The sequence below is a fragment of the Plantactinospora sp. B6F1 genome (assembly GCF_040120695.1).
Taxonomy (GTDB): Bacteria; Actinomycetota; Actinomycetes; order Mycobacteriales; family Micromonosporaceae; genus Plantactinospora.
The window spans coordinates 126,665-141,112 of the sequence record NZ_JBEEAC010000009.1; the positions used below are offsets into that span (position 1 = coordinate 126,665).

17 protein-coding genes are annotated in these 14,448 nt (G+C 70.6%); 6 read left to right on the forward strand and 11 right to left on the reverse strand.

The window, feature by feature from the left end:
- Positions 1–14: 14 nt before the first annotated feature.
- Both tnpB and ABNF97_RS14785 read right to left on the reverse strand, forming a co-directional pair.
- On the reverse strand, positions 15–1,400 hold the full coding sequence (tnpB, locus tag ABNF97_RS14780; protein ID WP_349338876.1) for an IS607 family element RNA-guided endonuclease TnpB: 1,386 nt from the start codon (positions 1,398–1,400) through the stop codon (positions 15–17).
- Positions 1,397–1,975 carry an IS607 family transposase gene (locus ABNF97_RS14785; RefSeq protein ID WP_349338877.1) on the reverse strand — a complete coding sequence of 193 codons (579 nt, stop codon included), beginning with the start codon at positions 1,973–1,975 and terminating at the stop codon, positions 1,397–1,399. Before ABNF97_RS14785 ends, tnpB begins: the two co-directional genes overlap by 4 nt.
- A 157-nt stretch (positions 1,976–2,132) precedes the next feature.
- Here ABNF97_RS14785 and ABNF97_RS14790 point away from each other — a divergent pair, with 157 nt between their 5' ends.
- Genes ABNF97_RS14790 through ABNF97_RS14805 form a run of 4 tightly spaced genes read left to right on the forward strand, consistent with a single transcriptional unit; the run spans position 2,133 to position 6,469 of the window.
- On the forward strand, positions 2,133–3,359 hold the full coding sequence (locus ABNF97_RS14790) for a nucleotide sugar dehydrogenase (RefSeq protein ID WP_349338878.1): 1,227 nt from the start codon (positions 2,133–2,135) through the stop codon (positions 3,357–3,359).
- Positions 3,356–4,183, forward strand: coding sequence for a glycosyltransferase family 2 protein (locus ABNF97_RS14795; protein WP_349338879.1), 828 nt, complete (start codon positions 3,356–3,358; stop codon positions 4,181–4,183). Before ABNF97_RS14790 ends, ABNF97_RS14795 begins: the two co-directional genes overlap by 4 nt.
- Before the next feature lie 11 nt (positions 4,184–4,194).
- A complete protein-coding gene (locus tag ABNF97_RS14800; protein ID WP_349338880.1) occupies positions 4,195–5,220 on the forward strand; it encodes an NAD-dependent epimerase/dehydratase family protein in 1,026 nt (341 codons plus the stop codon).
- Positions 5,221–5,230: 10 nt separating this feature from the next.
- Positions 5,231–6,469 (forward strand): polysaccharide biosynthesis protein, encoded by a 1,239-nt coding sequence (locus ABNF97_RS14805; protein WP_130465315.1) that lies wholly within the window; start codon positions 5,231–5,233, stop codon positions 6,467–6,469.
- Positions 6,470–6,553: 84 nt separating this feature from the next.
- Here ABNF97_RS14805 and ABNF97_RS14810 read toward each other — a convergent pair whose 3' ends face one another.
- The 5 genes from ABNF97_RS14810 to ABNF97_RS14830 all read right to left on the reverse strand — a co-directional run bounded on the left by ABNF97_RS14810 (position 6,554) and on the right by ABNF97_RS14830 (position 10,271).
- Entirely contained in the window at positions 6,554–7,825 is a 1,272-nt protein-coding gene (locus ABNF97_RS14810; RefSeq protein ID WP_130465316.1) for an FxsB family cyclophane-forming radical SAM/SPASM peptide maturase, read from the reverse strand.
- Between the two features lie 153 nt (positions 7,826–7,978).
- On the reverse strand, positions 7,979–8,269 hold the full coding sequence (locus ABNF97_RS14815; RefSeq protein ID WP_130465317.1) for a hypothetical protein: 291 nt from the start codon (positions 8,267–8,269) through the stop codon (positions 7,979–7,981).
- Between the two features lie 116 nt (positions 8,270–8,385).
- The gene (locus tag ABNF97_RS14820; protein WP_349338881.1) at positions 8,386–9,567 is read right to left on the reverse strand and encodes an EI24 domain-containing protein; all 1,182 of its coding nucleotides are present in this window, start codon (positions 9,565–9,567) and stop codon (positions 8,386–8,388) included.
- Between the two features lie 78 nt (positions 9,568–9,645).
- On the reverse strand, positions 9,646–10,020 hold the full coding sequence (locus tag ABNF97_RS14825; RefSeq protein ID WP_349338882.1) for a type II toxin-antitoxin system VapC family toxin: 375 nt from the start codon (positions 10,018–10,020) through the stop codon (positions 9,646–9,648).
- Positions 10,017–10,271, reverse strand: a complete 255-nt coding sequence (locus ABNF97_RS14830) for a type II toxin-antitoxin system Phd/YefM family antitoxin (protein ID WP_349338883.1) — start codon at positions 10,269–10,271, stop codon at positions 10,017–10,019. The genes ABNF97_RS14825 and ABNF97_RS14830 overlap by 4 nt, the downstream gene beginning before the upstream one ends.
- A 108-nt stretch (positions 10,272–10,379) precedes the next feature.
- Between ABNF97_RS14830 and ABNF97_RS14835 the strand changes: the two genes are divergently transcribed.
- Together ABNF97_RS14835 and ABNF97_RS14840 are read left to right on the forward strand one after the other, a co-directional pair.
- A complete protein-coding gene (locus ABNF97_RS14835) occupies positions 10,380–11,075 on the forward strand; it encodes a response regulator transcription factor (RefSeq protein WP_349338884.1) in 696 nt (231 codons plus the stop codon).
- Entirely contained in the window at positions 11,068–12,090 is a 1,023-nt protein-coding gene (locus ABNF97_RS14840; RefSeq protein ID WP_349338885.1) for a sensor histidine kinase, read from the forward strand. The genes ABNF97_RS14835 and ABNF97_RS14840 overlap by 8 nt, the downstream gene beginning before the upstream one ends.
- A 54-nt stretch (positions 12,091–12,144) precedes the next feature.
- On the opposite strand, the gene ABNF97_RS14845 is transcribed toward ABNF97_RS14840, so the two are convergent.
- The 4 genes from ABNF97_RS14845 to ABNF97_RS14860 form a co-directional block, all read right to left on the reverse strand.
- Entirely contained in the window at positions 12,145–12,717 is a 573-nt protein-coding gene (locus ABNF97_RS14845; RefSeq protein WP_349338886.1) for a DM13 domain-containing protein, read from the reverse strand.
- A gap of 122 nt (positions 12,718–12,839) precedes the next feature.
- Positions 12,840–13,106: a DivIVA domain-containing protein gene (locus ABNF97_RS14850; protein WP_349338887.1), complete on the reverse strand. Its 267-nt coding sequence runs from the start codon at positions 13,104–13,106 to the stop codon at positions 12,840–12,842.
- A gap of 193 nt (positions 13,107–13,299) precedes the next feature.
- Positions 13,300–13,863, reverse strand: a complete 564-nt coding sequence (locus ABNF97_RS14855; protein ID WP_349338888.1) for a hypothetical protein — start codon at positions 13,861–13,863, stop codon at positions 13,300–13,302.
- Entirely contained in the window at positions 13,860–14,348 is a 489-nt protein-coding gene (locus ABNF97_RS14860; RefSeq protein WP_349338889.1) for a hypothetical protein, read from the reverse strand. Before ABNF97_RS14860 ends, ABNF97_RS14855 begins: the two co-directional genes overlap by 4 nt.
- Positions 14,349–14,448 lie beyond the last annotated feature (100 nt).

The following is a 14,448-nucleotide window of genomic DNA, read 5'->3' on the forward strand; positions in this document are numbered from 1 at the left end:
GGAACCTTAGACCGTTACCTTCGGTGCGCTTTAGTAGGTGCACGATTGGCAGTCCCGCCTTGCGGTGAGACGGTCCCGGTCTGACCGGCGGGTGCCGTGCCGGGTTCACGCTTCACAGCCACCCGCCCGCGTACGCGGGTCTTCTGGTCGGCTCCACGTGCTGCCACCGGGCCACTCCCGGCGGTGTCTACCTGAGCCGCGAGGGCGGCGAGGTTACCAGCGGCGTTGCGGTCGCGGTCGATGACCAGGCCACACGCCTTACACTGGTACTCGCGCTCGGACAGGGCCAGCTTGGTTTTCACCGCGCCGCATCCCGAGCAGGTCTTCGAGGACGGATACCAGCGGTCGGCTACCAGTAGCCGGCCACCGTTCCATTCGGTCTTGTATGCCAACTGGCGGCGGATCTCGGCGAACCCGGCGTCAGCGATGTGCTGGGCTAACCGCCGATTGGCAAGCATGCCGGTGACGTTGAGGTCTTCGACCACGACCGTGCCGTATTCGGCCGCGAGCCTGGTGGTGAGTTTGTGTAGGCCGTCGCGGCGCAGATTGCTCACGCGGGCGTGTGCGCGGCCGAGCCGGGCGGCTGTCCGCTCCCATCGCTTCGACGCACGTTGGCCGGTGCGCCGGTGGGGGCCGGTCTTGCGAGACAGCGCCCGGCCGAGTGACCGCATGCGCCGCTGCGCGGCCGCGAGGTGCCGCGGGTTGACGACCATCTCTCCGGTTGACAGCACGGCGAGGTGCGTGATCCCGACGTCGACGCCGACCACGGCGCCCGGCCGTGCCGGGGTGCGTTCGGCGCGTTCGACCTCGACGGTGAACGACACGTGCCAGCGTCCGCGGTCGCGTCGCACCGTGGCGGACATGATCCGCGCCGCGCCTACGTCGAGGCGACGGCCGAGTTTGCGTGCTGACTCGTGCAGCTTCAACCGGCCCAGCCGCGGCAGGACGACGTGCGTCCGGTCGGGCTCGACGCGGATCGCGCCGGTGGTGAACCGCACCGATGGTGTGGTACGGCGGCGGGACTTGAACCGAGGAAACCCCACCGGCCGTCCGGCGCGTTTCCCTGTACGGGAGTCGGCCCAGTTCTTCAAGCCGCGCGAGAGGGCGTCGAGGCCGGTGTTGAACGCCTCCTTGGACACCTCAGGCCACCACGGCGCAACGTCGGGCTTGGCGGCGTTCCACGCCTTGCGCAGGCCCGCGAGGGACCACGACAGCGACGGTGTCAGTTGCTCGTCCGGCACGCCGTACGAACGTTCGGCCGTGCGCTGGTCCATCACGGCCTTGACCTTTGCCAGCGCCCAGTTGTGCGCGACCCGGGCGGCCCCGGCATGCGCCAGGACGTCCCGCTCCTGGCCCGCGGTGAGGTCCAGCGCAAACCGGTACGCCTGGATTGTTTTCACGCCGGAGTCTCGGTCGCGGCCTCGACCGCACGCCGGGCACGATCCGCCGCCGCCCGGCGACCGTACAGGCGGGCACACAGCGACGTCAGGATCTCGGTCACGTCGCGGACCAGGTCGTCATCGACCTCAGCCGGGTCGACCACGAGTAAGCGTCGACCCTGCGCGGTCAGGGCGGCCTCGACGTACTCGGCGCCGAAACGAGCGAACCGGTCCCGGTGCTCGACCACGATGGTCGACACCTGTGGGTCGCGCAGCAGGGCGAGGAACTTCTCGCGATGCCCATCGAGCGCCGAACCGACCTCGGTCACCACCCGCGACACGGCAAGGTGCCGCCCGGTTGCCCAGGTGGTGGCCCGGGCAACCTGCCGGTCCAGGTCGGGTTTCTGGTCGGCCGACGACACCCTGGCGTACACCACGGTCAGCCCGGTATCGGGGGCCGCGCCGGTCAGCGGTTCACCGACCATGATCAGTCGGCCGAGCCGGTACGTGGGAACAGGCAGTGTCCCGGACTCGTATCGCCGACGCGCGGTCGCGTACGAGACGCCGGTGGCGGCTGCCCATTCCTTCAGGTTCAAGATAACGACTATAGCTCGCTGTTGAACGCTAGTGACGACCAACACGCCCACAGCGGTCGCCCCTTTCCTGCGGGTGGGTAGACCCGAGGTTTCCTCGCCAGTAACCTGCACTGACCAGCGGACGATTTCCGCGCCGGGCCGGCGGGAGGGTGCGGCGATGACAGAGGCGGCCGGTGTGGCGGTCGACGCAGCGGACGGCGTGGCGGTCGAGGTCTGCGTCGTGGGCGGCTGTGGACGGGTCGGCCTGCCGCTGGGCATCGCGCTGGCCTCGCGCGGCCTGCGCGTCGTGCTGTACGACATCGACGCCGCCGCGGTCGACCGGGTCAACTCCGGCGTACTGCCGTTCGCCGAGGCGGGCGCCGCAGAGCTGCTGACCGCCGCGCTGGCCGCCGGCCGGTTGCGTGCGAGCACCGAGGCGAGCAGCGTCGGCCTGGCCGACACCCTCGTCGTGGTCGTCGGCACGCCGGTGGACGAACACCTCAACCCGGACCTCGGCGCGGTGCCCCGTGCCCTGGAACGCTGCGCCGAGCACCTGCGCGACGGGCAACTGGTGGTCCTGCGCAGCACGGTCTATCCGGGCGTGACGGCGCTGACCGAGAAGCTGCTGGCGAGTCGGGGCCTCGGGGTCGACGTGGCGTTCTGCCCGGAGCGGATCGCCGAGGGCCAGGCGATGACCGAGCTGTTCACCCTGCCGCAGATCGTCGCGGCCCGGACGCCACGGGCCAGACAACGGGCCGAGCTGATCTTCCGCCGGCTCACGAACTCGATCGTCGCGCTGGAGCCGGAGGAGGCCGAGCTCGCGAAGCTCTTCACCAACACCTGGCGGTACGTCAAGTTCGCCACCGCCAACCAGTTCTGGATGATGGCCAACGACTTCGGCCTCGACTTCGCCCGCATCCGGCACGCTGTCGCGTTCGACTACCCGCGGGCGGCCGACCTGCCGATGCCCGGCTTCGCCGCCGGTCCGTGCCTGCTCAAGGACACCATGCAGCTGGCGGCGTTCAACCGGAACAACTTCGTCCTCGGCCACTCCGCGATGTTGATCAACGAGGGCCTGCCGCTGTACCTGGTCTCCCGGCTGGAGGACCGGTTCGACCTCGCCGCGATGACCGTCGGCATCCTGGGCATGGCGTTCAAGGGCGGCAGCGACGACACCCGCAGCAGCCTGGCCTACAAGCTGCGCAAGATCCTGACGCTCAAGGCGCGGCAGACCCTCTGCACCGACCCGTACGTGGTCGACGACCGGCTCCTCCCGCTCGACGAGGTACTCCGGCGCGCCGACCTGCTGGTGATCGCCGCGCCGCACGGCGACTACGCCGACCTCGACACCGACAAGCCGCTCATCGACATGTGGGGCCTGACCGGGCAGGGCGTGCTGGTGTGACGCCCCGGGTCTCGGTGGTCATCCCGGTCTACAACGAGGGCGCGGGCGTCGTCCGCTGCCTCGACCGCATCCTGCGCGAGGTGTTGCTGCCGGCCGAGGTGCTCATCGTGCACGACATGCCGGAGGACACCACCGTCCCGTACGCCCTGGAAGTCGCCCGCCGCGACCCGCGGGTCCGCCCGGTGCTCAACACGTACGGGCCCGGGCCGGCGAACGCGATCCGGTTCGGCATCGACGCGGCACGGGCCCCGGTCGCCGTGGTGACGATGGCCGACGGCTGCGACGACCCACGGCAGATCGACGAGCTGGCCCGGCTCGTCGACCGTGGGGTGGTGGTCGCTGCCGCGTCCCGCTACATGCCCGGCGGGCAGCAGGTCGGCGGGCCACGACTCAAGCGGATGGCCTCCCGGTGGGCCGGGCGCAGCCTGTGGCTGCTGGCGCGGGTCGGCACCCGCGACGCGACCAACAGCTTCAAGGCGTACGACACCGACTTCGTCCGCGAGGTCGGCATCGAGGCCCGGACCGGGTTCGAGATCGGCATCGAGTTGACCGCGAAGGCGACCCGGCTGCGCCGGCCGGTCGCCGAGATCCCGACCATCTGGCTGGATCGGCAGCTCGGTGAGTCCCATTTCGACCTCGGGCGTTTCCTGCCCAGCTATCTGCGCTGGTACTTTTTCGCCTTCGGTCGACGACTGACCGCGCAGCAGCTCGCCGCGCGTTGGGCGGCGCGGCGCCCGGCGTCGCCCGCGCCTGCGCCAGCGTCGCCCGCGCCTGCGCCAGACACCGCGACCGGCGATGTGGCGACCGACGAGGCGGCGCGGTAGAGGAGATACGGATGGCAACGGTGCTGGTCACCGGCTCGGCGGGCTTCATCGGCGGCTACCTGGTCGAGGAACTGCTCGGCCGCGGGCACGAGGTGGTCGGGCTCGACAACCACTCGAAGTACGGGCCGGTGGCGCACAGCTACGACGGCCATCCCCGCTTCCGGTTCGTCGAGGGCGACGCCCGCGACGCGGCGCTCCTCGCCGACCTGCTCGCCGGCTGCGACCACTTCGTCGCCGGCGCCGCGATGATCGGCGGAATCTCCTACTTCCACACGTACGCCTACGACCTCCTCGCCACCAACGAACGGATCATGGCGGCGTCCTGTGACGCGGCGATCGCGGCGCACCGGGCCGGCCGGCTGCGCAAGGTCACTTACCTCTCGTCGTCCATGGTGTACGAGTCGACCGACCGCTGGCCCAGCCGGGAGGGCGACGAGCGGCACGTCCCGCCGCCGCAGTCCTCGTACGGCTTCCAGAAGTTGGCGGTCGAGTACTACGCGCGGGCGGCCTGGGACCAGTACCGGCTGCCGTACACGATCGTGCGGCCGTTCAACTGCGTCGGCGTCGGCGAGGGGCGGGCGCTCGGCGAGGCGGAGGTGCTCTCCGGCAACGTCAAGCTGGCGATGTCGCACGTCGTCCCCGACCTGGTGCAGAAGATCGTCAAGGGGCAGGACCCGCTGCACATCCTCGGCACCGGCGAGCAGGTGCGGCACTACACCTACGGTGGCGACCTGGCGCGCGGGATCGCGGTGGCGATGGAGCACGAGGCGGCGCAGAACGAGGACTTCAACCTCTCGACCGCCGAGTCGACCACCGTGCTTGAGCTGGCCGAGCTGATCTGGCGCAAGATCAAGGGACCGGACGTGCCGTTCCGGTACGTCAGCGACGAGCCGTTCGCGCACGACGTGACCAGGCGGGTGCCGGACGTCTCCAAGGCCCGCGAGGTGCTCGGCTTCACCGCGACGACCGACCTCGACGCCATGCTCGACGAGGTGATCCCGTGGGTGACCCGGGCCGTGCACGACGGCCGCCTCTAGCGCCGTGCCGATGACCCTCGGCCGTCGGCACGGCGGCGGTGATCGGGCCGTGCCGACCTCCGCCCGGCGGCGCCTCGGCATGTCCGGGGCGGCGGTGGCCGTGGCGGGCGCGCTGACCAGCGGCCTCGGCTACCTGGTACCCGTCCTGGGCGCCCGACAGCTCGACCCCGACGACCTGGGCGCGCTGGCCGCCGTCCTGGCGATCGCGGCGATCGCCGGCGTACCCGGAATGGGGTTGCAGATCGCGGTCGCGATCCACCGGGCCCGTACGCCCGGCGCGGCGAGCGGCCGGATCGGCTGGCTGACCGCGGCCGTCTGCGCCGGGGCAGTACTGGTCCTGACGCCGGCGGCGAGCACGCTGCTGGACCTTTCGCCGGTCGTGCCGCTGCTGCTCGCCGTCTATACCGGCGCCGTGGTGGTGGCCGGCAGGTGGCTGGGCGAGTTGCAGGGCGACGAGCGATTCCTGCGCCTGGCGCTCGGCATGGTGGTGCTGGCCGTCTGCCGGTACGGGGGCCTGGTCGCCGGCCTGCTGGCCGGCGCCGGCCTGACCGGGTCGGTCCTGGCGGGTACGGCCGTCGCGCTGCTGATCCCGCCGGTCCTGGCCCAGTTGACCCGGTCCCGGATCGACACGTCGGGCGGCACCGGCATCACCACCCGGCAGGTCGTCACCGCCTGCTCGGCGACGCTCGCGATGCTCGTCGTCTCCTACGCCGACCTGCTCCTGGCCCGCCACCTGCTGCCCGCGGACGCCTCCGGCGCCTACGCGGTCGGCACGGTCCTCACCAAGGGCGCGCTGTGGGCGCCGCAGGTCGTCACGGTGCTGGCGCTGCCACGCCTGGCGCAGGGCAGCCGGCGGACCCTCCTGGTCGCTCTCGGGCTGGTGGCCGGCTGCGGCGCGTCGCTGGTGGCGGCGTCGGCGCTCGCCGGTGGGCTCGCGTTCCGGCTGGCGGGCGGCGCCGACTACGTCGTCCTCGGCCGCTACGCGCCGGTCTTCGCTGCCACCGGCGCCCTCTACGCGCTGGTCTTCGTGCTGGTCAACGCCCAGGTGGCGGCGGGCGCCCGGTGGCCGTCCGCGCCGTTGTGGGCGTCGACGGTCGGCCTGTTCGTGGTCGCCGAGTGGCTGGTGCCGCACACCTTCACCGCGATCATGTGCTGCGCGATCGGCACGGCCGCGGTGGCACTCGCGCTCACCGCGCTCACCGCGCTCGCGGGTCAGACGAGCCGGCGAATGTCGCCGTACGCCCGGTAGAAGCCGCCCCGCGAGGTCCGGCGGCGTCGCACCGGGGAAGATCCGCGAGGCGCTCGGTGGGACCCGGTGGCCATCCCTCGTACTTCAACGCGCGGCGGCTGCGGTGTTGGCATCGCTGGTTCTTTCCTTGAGCGCCTCGATGTCGCGCGCCATTCGCTGGCCGATGTGTCCGATGAGGCGGGTCAGGTCGGCGCAGTAGACCGATGGATTGAGAAAGCCGCTGCCGACCCGGTAGCGGTGCGGGTAGTAGCCACCGCCGCAGATTTTGTGGATCGGGCAGGCCAGGCAGGTGTCGCAGAGCGCGGCGGAGCCGCGCTGCCGGGCGACGACTCCGGGATGCAGCAGGGCGTCGTCGAGCGAGTTGTTGAAGATGTCCAGGCCGGTGGCCGGCGCTCCCTCGAAGGACGATTTGAGGGAGTCGACAAGTTCGAACGTGCCATCGGTCTCGATGACGATTATTCCGGCGGCGCCGAGCCCGACGGTCTCCGACCGACCGGTCCCGCCGAGGATGAGCGTCATGATCTCCTCGAAGAGGAAGATCCGGGTGGGCGGGGGCGCGGTGTCGTACCAGCGGTCGAAGATCTGAATCAGCCAGTCCGCGTGCGGTGTCGAGCCGGGATCTTCGCCCCGACCCGGTGGCGGCTCATTCCAGTTTCCGTGCGGCAGCAAGAAGTTGATCATCGGGGGCGAGCAGGCGAGCAGCGCTTCATACACGTCGATTGGGTCGTTCGCCGTGTCTACCGTGCACAGGACGCCGGCGAACAGGTCGCGGTAGGCGGGCCGACGCAACCGCTCCAGACCGCGCATGACGAGGTCGTAGCTGCCGCGCCCATCCGCGTAGCGGCGGTGCCGGTCGTGGCCTTCGCGGTCACCGTCGACGCTCACGCCGACTCGGATGTGGTGCTCCCGCAGCACCGGCAGCACGTTGTCGTCGAGCAGTACGCCGTTGGTCTGCATGGTGAGCGTCACCGGGCTGCGAGCGGTGGCCGCGTTTCGGAAGGCTGTCGCCGCGTACGCGAGCGTGGACGGGCCGGCGAGCAGCGGCTCACCGCCGTGAAGAATGACTTCCACTCGGGACAGTTCGTTGTGCGCTCTGATGTGTTCGCCGATTCGTCGCGCTGCCTGGTCGATCGTTTCCTGGGTCATCGCGACCGGCTTACCCCGCCAACTTTGGTCGGCGAGCTCGTACATGTAGCAGTAGTCGCATGATAGGTTACAGCGCCCATGTAGCTTGATGATGAATTGATAGAACGGCACTGGCCGCCAATGGGGATCGGCCAGTGCCTGCTTGACCACCTCCATCGTCGGCCACTCGTCAGGGTCCACCGCCGACCGTTCGGCCTCCTGCTGGTTCATCGACCCCTCCTACTTGTCGCCTGGTTGAATCCTTGTGCCAAGAATCCTTCTGCCGGCGTGCGACGCCATCCGGGCCGCACGTACCGGCAGAAGGCAGGCGGTCTCAGTCCACCGGAGCTACCGACTCGATCACGCCCCGCATGAGCGGCGCGATCAGTCGATAGGTGCCACCCCGTTGTCGAACGCCGGGTAGCCCTGCTGCGCCACCCCGTTGTCGAACGCCGGGTAGCCCTGCTGTGCCGCCCCCTCCTCGCCACCGCGGTTGAGGGTGCCGGCCGATTCGCCGACGACGCGGGCCAGCGCACGGCTCAGCGCCGTGTCGTCGGATGCCGCTGCCTGAGCGTTGCTCACCCCGACGCCGACGGCCGCGGCGGCCGCCGCAACCGCGGTCGCCGCGATGATCGCCGCCCGCCTGACCTGGTCCTGTCCGGTTCGTTCCGGCATTGAATTCTCCTCTCGCCGGTGCTACTGCTTCCTGGTTGACGCTCTGTAGACGCCGGCCTCTGCTGCCACGTGGCCCGGCGCGGGAGCGCCGCTGGCACAGCTTCACCCGTGAACCTTCAAGAGATCTTGTCCGATCCTTGAATTGCCCGGTCAACAGCGGTGTAGGCATCGACCGGCCCGAGAGCCGCGGCCTCGACCCGGCGCATCCGGCGGTGCAGCAACACCGCGCCGGTGAAGACCATCGGCGCGACGAGGGCCCGCAGCGAAGTGAACGGCATGCCGAGCAGCAGCCCGCTGGTGGCGCCGAACCCGATCGCGCTGGCCCGGTGCGCCCACACCGCCCGGAGCTGCCCACGGAACGTCGACGTCCCGTGGTGGTGCAGCGGGATCGCCAGCATCAGCAGTCCGACCAGGAATCCGTTGAAGACGGCGACCGTGCCGATCGCCACGAACACGTTGAGCCCCGGCACCAGCAGCAGGGGCACCAGCAGCAGCCAGCCGAGCTGGACCACCAGGGTAACCAGGACCGCCTGCCGGATGGCGACCCCGGACGCCCGCCACAGCGAGGGTGCCCGATCGGCCGTGACGGTGGGGGCGGTGAGCGGCTCGACCGGACCGAGCCGGCGCTCCAGCCGCCGGGCGAGCAGCACGTAGCACGGGGCGCCGAGCACGATGCTCAGCGGAAGGACGAGGTAACCGAGGGCGAAGTGCACGCCGACCCGTACGCCCCAGAGCAGGATCTCGCCGAGGATGTCGTGTATCCACTGTGGCCAGGTGTCGGCGAACCACTCGAACACGGCGGCGGTGCCAGCCTCGATCGTGTGCGCGATGCCGAACATCACCAGAGCCAGCAGCACCAGCGGAGCCACCGCGTAGGGCCAGAGTGAAGGGCTGCCGAGGAACCGCCCGGCGCCCCGGAAGAAGTAGCCGATCCCGGCACCGAGGTTCGCGATCGGCCGGGTGCCCTGATAGGCGGCGGTCCGCGCGGTCTGCGCCGCACCAGACGCCACCGAGGCAGCCGTCTGCGCCGCACCGGACGCCACGGAGGCCGCGGCCTGCGCGGCTTCGCCGGCCATCGCCCGGCCCACCCGGCGTACCGCCTCGACGTCCGGTACGGGCAGTTGCCGGGGAATCCACTGCCGCTGCGGATCGTCGGCCGAGGGCGGCTCCACCGGCACCAGTGCGGACGCCTCGGCCGGGACGACCTGGTGCGGCAGGGGATTCGCCACCGGTACGTCGGGCGGGGCGGCCTCCCCCGGACGGATCGGGATCGAAGGTTCCGGCTCAGGCGTACGCATCAGCCTCGACGACCTCTCGTTCATCGGGTAAGCCGTGACCGCGCTTGCCAGCGGGTTCGGGGGCTGCCCTGGCACATCTCAGACGGGGAGGATCTGGACTTCGTACTTCCGTATCTCGGGATCACGCGTGACCAGTGCAAGCTGCTCGCAGCGTGCCTGAGCGACCAGTATGCGATCGAATGGATCTCGATGTATCGGCGGCAGCCGACCCGCGGCCATGGCGTGGTCGGATGTGATGGGCAGCTCCCGGAAGCCGCTGCCCCGAATCCGCTCCGCCAGGTCGGCCGGCTCCTTGAGCTGGCCGATCGACTGCTTGACAGCGACCTCCCACACGGTCGCGGCGCTGACGTAAACGTCTGGCTCGTGGTCCAGCCGAGCCTTGAGGTGATCGGCCAGGGTCGGATCGTCGGTCAGCCACCAGATCACGACGTGGGTGTCCAGAAGCAGGTTCACCCGGTCATCCCGAAGTCCCGCGCGATGGCCTCGTTCACCTCGGGGGCGTCCCAGTCCTCCGTCGCGACGAGGCGACCCCGGAGGGAGCCTCGGCCGGTACGGTTCACCCGGTTGACCAGTGGAATCACCTTCGCGACCGGGGTGCCGGCCCGGCTGATGACGATCTCCTCGCCGCGTTCGACTCGATCGATGATCCGCGACAGGTTCGTTTTGGCGTCGTGGATATTGAACTGGGCGGCTTCGTGCGACATGTTCCCTCCTTAGCTAGGAGGTTAGCCCAGGTCTCTGCCGGCTGGTGGCTACGCTGGCCCGATGACGACGAACCCGGTCCGCCGGACAGGCGTACGCGGGGATCATCGGTGACGCAACGGGTCCTGGTCGTCGACGACGACGAGACTGTCAGTGATGTGATCTGCCGTTACCTGGAGCGCGCCGGCTACCGGGTCGACCACGTCGGGGACGGCGCCCTGGCCCTGACCGCCGTCGCGCGGCAGGCACCACATCTGGTGGTACTCGATCTGATGCTGCCCGGGGTCAGCGGGCTACAGGTGTGTCGCGAACTGCGGGCACGACCGGACAACCTGCCGATCATCATGCTGACCGCGCTCGGCGACGAAGCCGACCGGATCCTCGGCCTGCAACTCGGCGCGGACGACTACCTGACCAAGCCGTTCTCGCCCCGGGAGCTGGTGCTCCGGGTGGGGTCGGTGCTCCGCCGCGCCAGCGGGGAACCACCAACCGGGCGGTCGGAGGTGCTGACCGACGACGGTCTGGTGCTCCGCACCGGACCTCGGAAGGCCCACCTGGACGGCACCGAGCTGGCGCTGACGCTGCGAGAGTTCGACCTGCTCGCGCACTTCCTGCGGCAACCGTCCCAGGTGTTCACCCGTGCCGAACTGCTGCGGCGGGTCTGGGGATGGGACTTCGGCGACCACTCGACGGTCACGGTGCACGTACGGCGGCTCCGGGAGAAGATAGAGGTCGACGCGGCGGCCCCGCGGCGGATCGTGACCGTGTGGGGCGTCGGTTACCGCTACGATCCGGCCGATGCGTGACGTCGCGCTGATCTTCGTGATCGCCCTCGGCGCCGCGGTCGTCGTCGGCTCGGCCGGCGCGGTCCTGCTTCGTCTGCTCCGCCGCAGCTCGATCACGGTGCACCTGTGTGTCCTGCTGACCATCACGGTGCTCGCGGTCGTCGTCGGCGTGGCCGCCGTCGCGGAGGCGATGTTCCTGTCCCCGCACGACCTGGAGGTGGTCCTGATCACCGTCGCGGCGGCGGCGACGGTGAGCCTCGCCGTGGGTTGGCACTTCGGACGGCGACTGGCCGCCGCGGCGGTCTGGGCGAAGCAGGCCCGCGATCGGGAGCGGCATCTGGAGAAGGGGCGCCGCGACCTCATCGCCTGGGTGTCGCACGACCTGCGCACCCCGCTCGCCGGGCTGCGGGCGATGGCGGAGGCGCTGGAGGACGGGGTCGTCAGCGACCCGGCGACGACCGGGGAGTACCACCGACGGATCCGGGCCGAAACGGACCGGATGACTCGCCTTGTCGACGACCTGTTTGAACTGTCCCGGATCAACGCCGGGGCGCTTGCCCTGTCCCTGACCACGGTTTCGCTCCGCGAGGTCGTCTCGGACGTACTGTCCAGCACGGCGCCACTGGCCGCCGCACGACGGATCCGGCTGGTCGCGACGGAAACCGGCTGGCCGACGGTGTCGGCCAGCGAGCCGGAACTGACCCGGGTGGTGGCCAACCTGCTGGTCAACGCCGTCTGTTACACCCCGCAGGACGGAACCGTCCGCATCGAGGCAGGCCGCGAACGGGAGTCCGCCTGGCTGTCGGTGTCCGACACCTGCGGAGGCATCCCACCGGCGGACCTGCCCCGCCTGTTCGACGTGGCGTTCCGGGGCGAGCCCGCCCGCACCCCCCGGCAGACCAGCGCGGGCGCGGGCGCCTCGGGCGGACTGGGACTCGCGATCGTCCACGGATTGGTCGAGGCGCACGGCGGCCAGGTGGAGGTACACAACACCGCCGAAGGATGCCGTTTCGTCGTCCGACTGTCGGCCGCCTGATCCATATCAACCGGGCCACGCCGCCTGCCGTCCGGGTCGCGGGGAGGTCACCGGTCAGGTGGCTCGCAGTTCCGCCGCCCCGAACGAGACCGCGAAGCGCTTGCACCAGATCGAGACGCTGCGGAAGTCCGCTGGATCGAACGAGCGCGGAAGCTCGTACACCTGGTTGCCGCGATTGCCCTTGAGCCGCGCCACCTCCAACCACTCACCGTCGTCGAACAGCCGCCAGCCCGCCTTACCCGCCACCACCGGCTGGTCGGTCAACCAGACCCGCAGGTCCGGCCCATTCGACGTGTCGAGATCATGCAGTACGAGCAGGTGCTGACCGTCGGGCCGTCGGATGATCTCCGCTCGCCCCGTCGTCGTGTGCTCATGGGTGATGAAGGCACCCCTGGCCAGTACCTGGTTCGACGCCGGGGAAGCGGACCCGGCAGGGGCCGGAGTCGTCGTACCGGAAACGCTCGGTGCCGCCGAGGTCGTCACGGGCACGATGGGAAGGGCGTCGTCGACCTGGCTGTCCGTGACCAGCTTCCAGGGCTGGAACCAGTAGAGGCCGAACGCTGCCACGATGCCGAGAACCACCACACCGGCCCAAGCGAACGGTGATCTGAAGACCCGCTTCAACATGCGTCGAATGTACGGCGACGGCACCTGCGGAAACGCCCGACGCGTCTTGCGAAACCCTTACGGTCCCGATCCGCTGCCCTGTCCGGAGCCACCTCGGTCGGCCGGGTCGAGGTGGGTTCCGCTCACCACCGCCCTCGATTGGGCGTGGGCCGGGACGGGTCGACGAACCAGCAGCGGTAGTGCCGGCTCTGCCAATGCAACATGGCCTGCCGGAAGCGCTCCGCCTCGGTGCGGGCGACGCGCTCCGCCCGTCGCAGGTGCTCCAGTTCGTCGGCGAGGCGGCCGAGGTAGTCGTACACCTCTTCCGGGTCGAGGCCGCGCCACCGCGAACGGAACGCGGCCGCGCGGACCTGGGCCGGCTGGATGCGCCGCCCGGCGCGATAGCTCATCGCCGCTCTCCGGCCGCTGCCGGCGGATGGGTGTGTCGCACGTCGGTCCTCCGTCAGGGATGGCATGGGCGGCACCGAGGCGGGCGGGGTCGGCCGTCGGCTGCCCGGACAGCCGACGGTCGGAGCCCGGCACCCGCCCCGGGCCCTTCTCCCGCTTCCGGCCGCCGTGCCCCCACAGCGCCCGGAAGAGGCTCTAGCTGGTCGCGCCGGTCAGCCGATCGGTGTACGACGCCAGCGCGCCGGCCGCCTCGGTCAGGCTGGCCGTCATCAGGCCGAGCTGCTCGGCGGCCTGCGACCACTGCTCGGTCACGGTGTCGGTGGAACAGTCGGGGTCGCCCGCGTCCCGCAGCCGCTGCCCGGCGCCCCGGAGCCGGTCGGGCAGCCCGGCGATCCGCTCGGCCACCTCGGCGAACTGGGTCTGTGACACGGTCAGCATGCCGGCGACCTGCCCGATGCTGGTCACGTCATCCCGGCCGAAGCGTTCGTGCACCCGCCGGATGCCGCCGCCGACCAACTGTTCCGCGTGGTTGGCCAGGTCGAGCGCGTCCTCGGTGCAGCGGCGGGCCTGCCGCAGCTCCGGGTGCGCCGAACCGGCCCCGGTCCGCTCCAGCAGCGCGGCCGCCGCCGAGACGGTCAGGTAGGCGTCCCGCAGCTCGCCCGCGACCTGCTCGGCCGCCCACGCCGCGCTCGCCTCCGGCGTGTCCGTCGGGATGTCCTGCGGTGTGGCGTCCGCCGTCCGCGCTTCCGGGACCGTCACCGCACACCTCCGGTGGGTGCGTCGGTGGCCCACTGCTCGGAGAGTGAGCCGACGTCGGCCAGGAACCGCGACAGCTCGTCCTCCGACAGCGGCTTGAGCAGGCTCCGGAGGAGCAGCATCTCCACCTCGATGACGAGGTTGGGGTCGAGCTGCTCCACCTGGCTGATGTCGCCGGTCGTCGCGCTCTCGATCAGGCTCTCGGCGACCTTCGCATCGAAGTCGAAACGGGTGCGCACGATCTCGATGCGGGTGTCGGCGACGAACTGGATGATCGCCGCCCGGTCCGAGAACGCCGCCAGGTGCCGCCGGGCCGCCAGGAAGAACCCGGCCCCGACCACAAGTCCCAGCTCACCCCAGCCCTGCTCGTCCAGCTCCGCACAGCGCTGGCGGTATGCCTCCGCGTCACTCCGGGCCAGCTCCCGGATGAGTTCGAGGTAGGTACTCCGGTCGGCTGTGGGTGTGCCGGCCACTTCCGTCACTGTCACCTGGGCCCCTTCCACGAGGTGTGATTGGCGTGCCGGGGCAGCCCGAACCACCAGGTCAGGTTCGGGTCCACTGATCGGTGGCCCGATGGCCACCCCGACA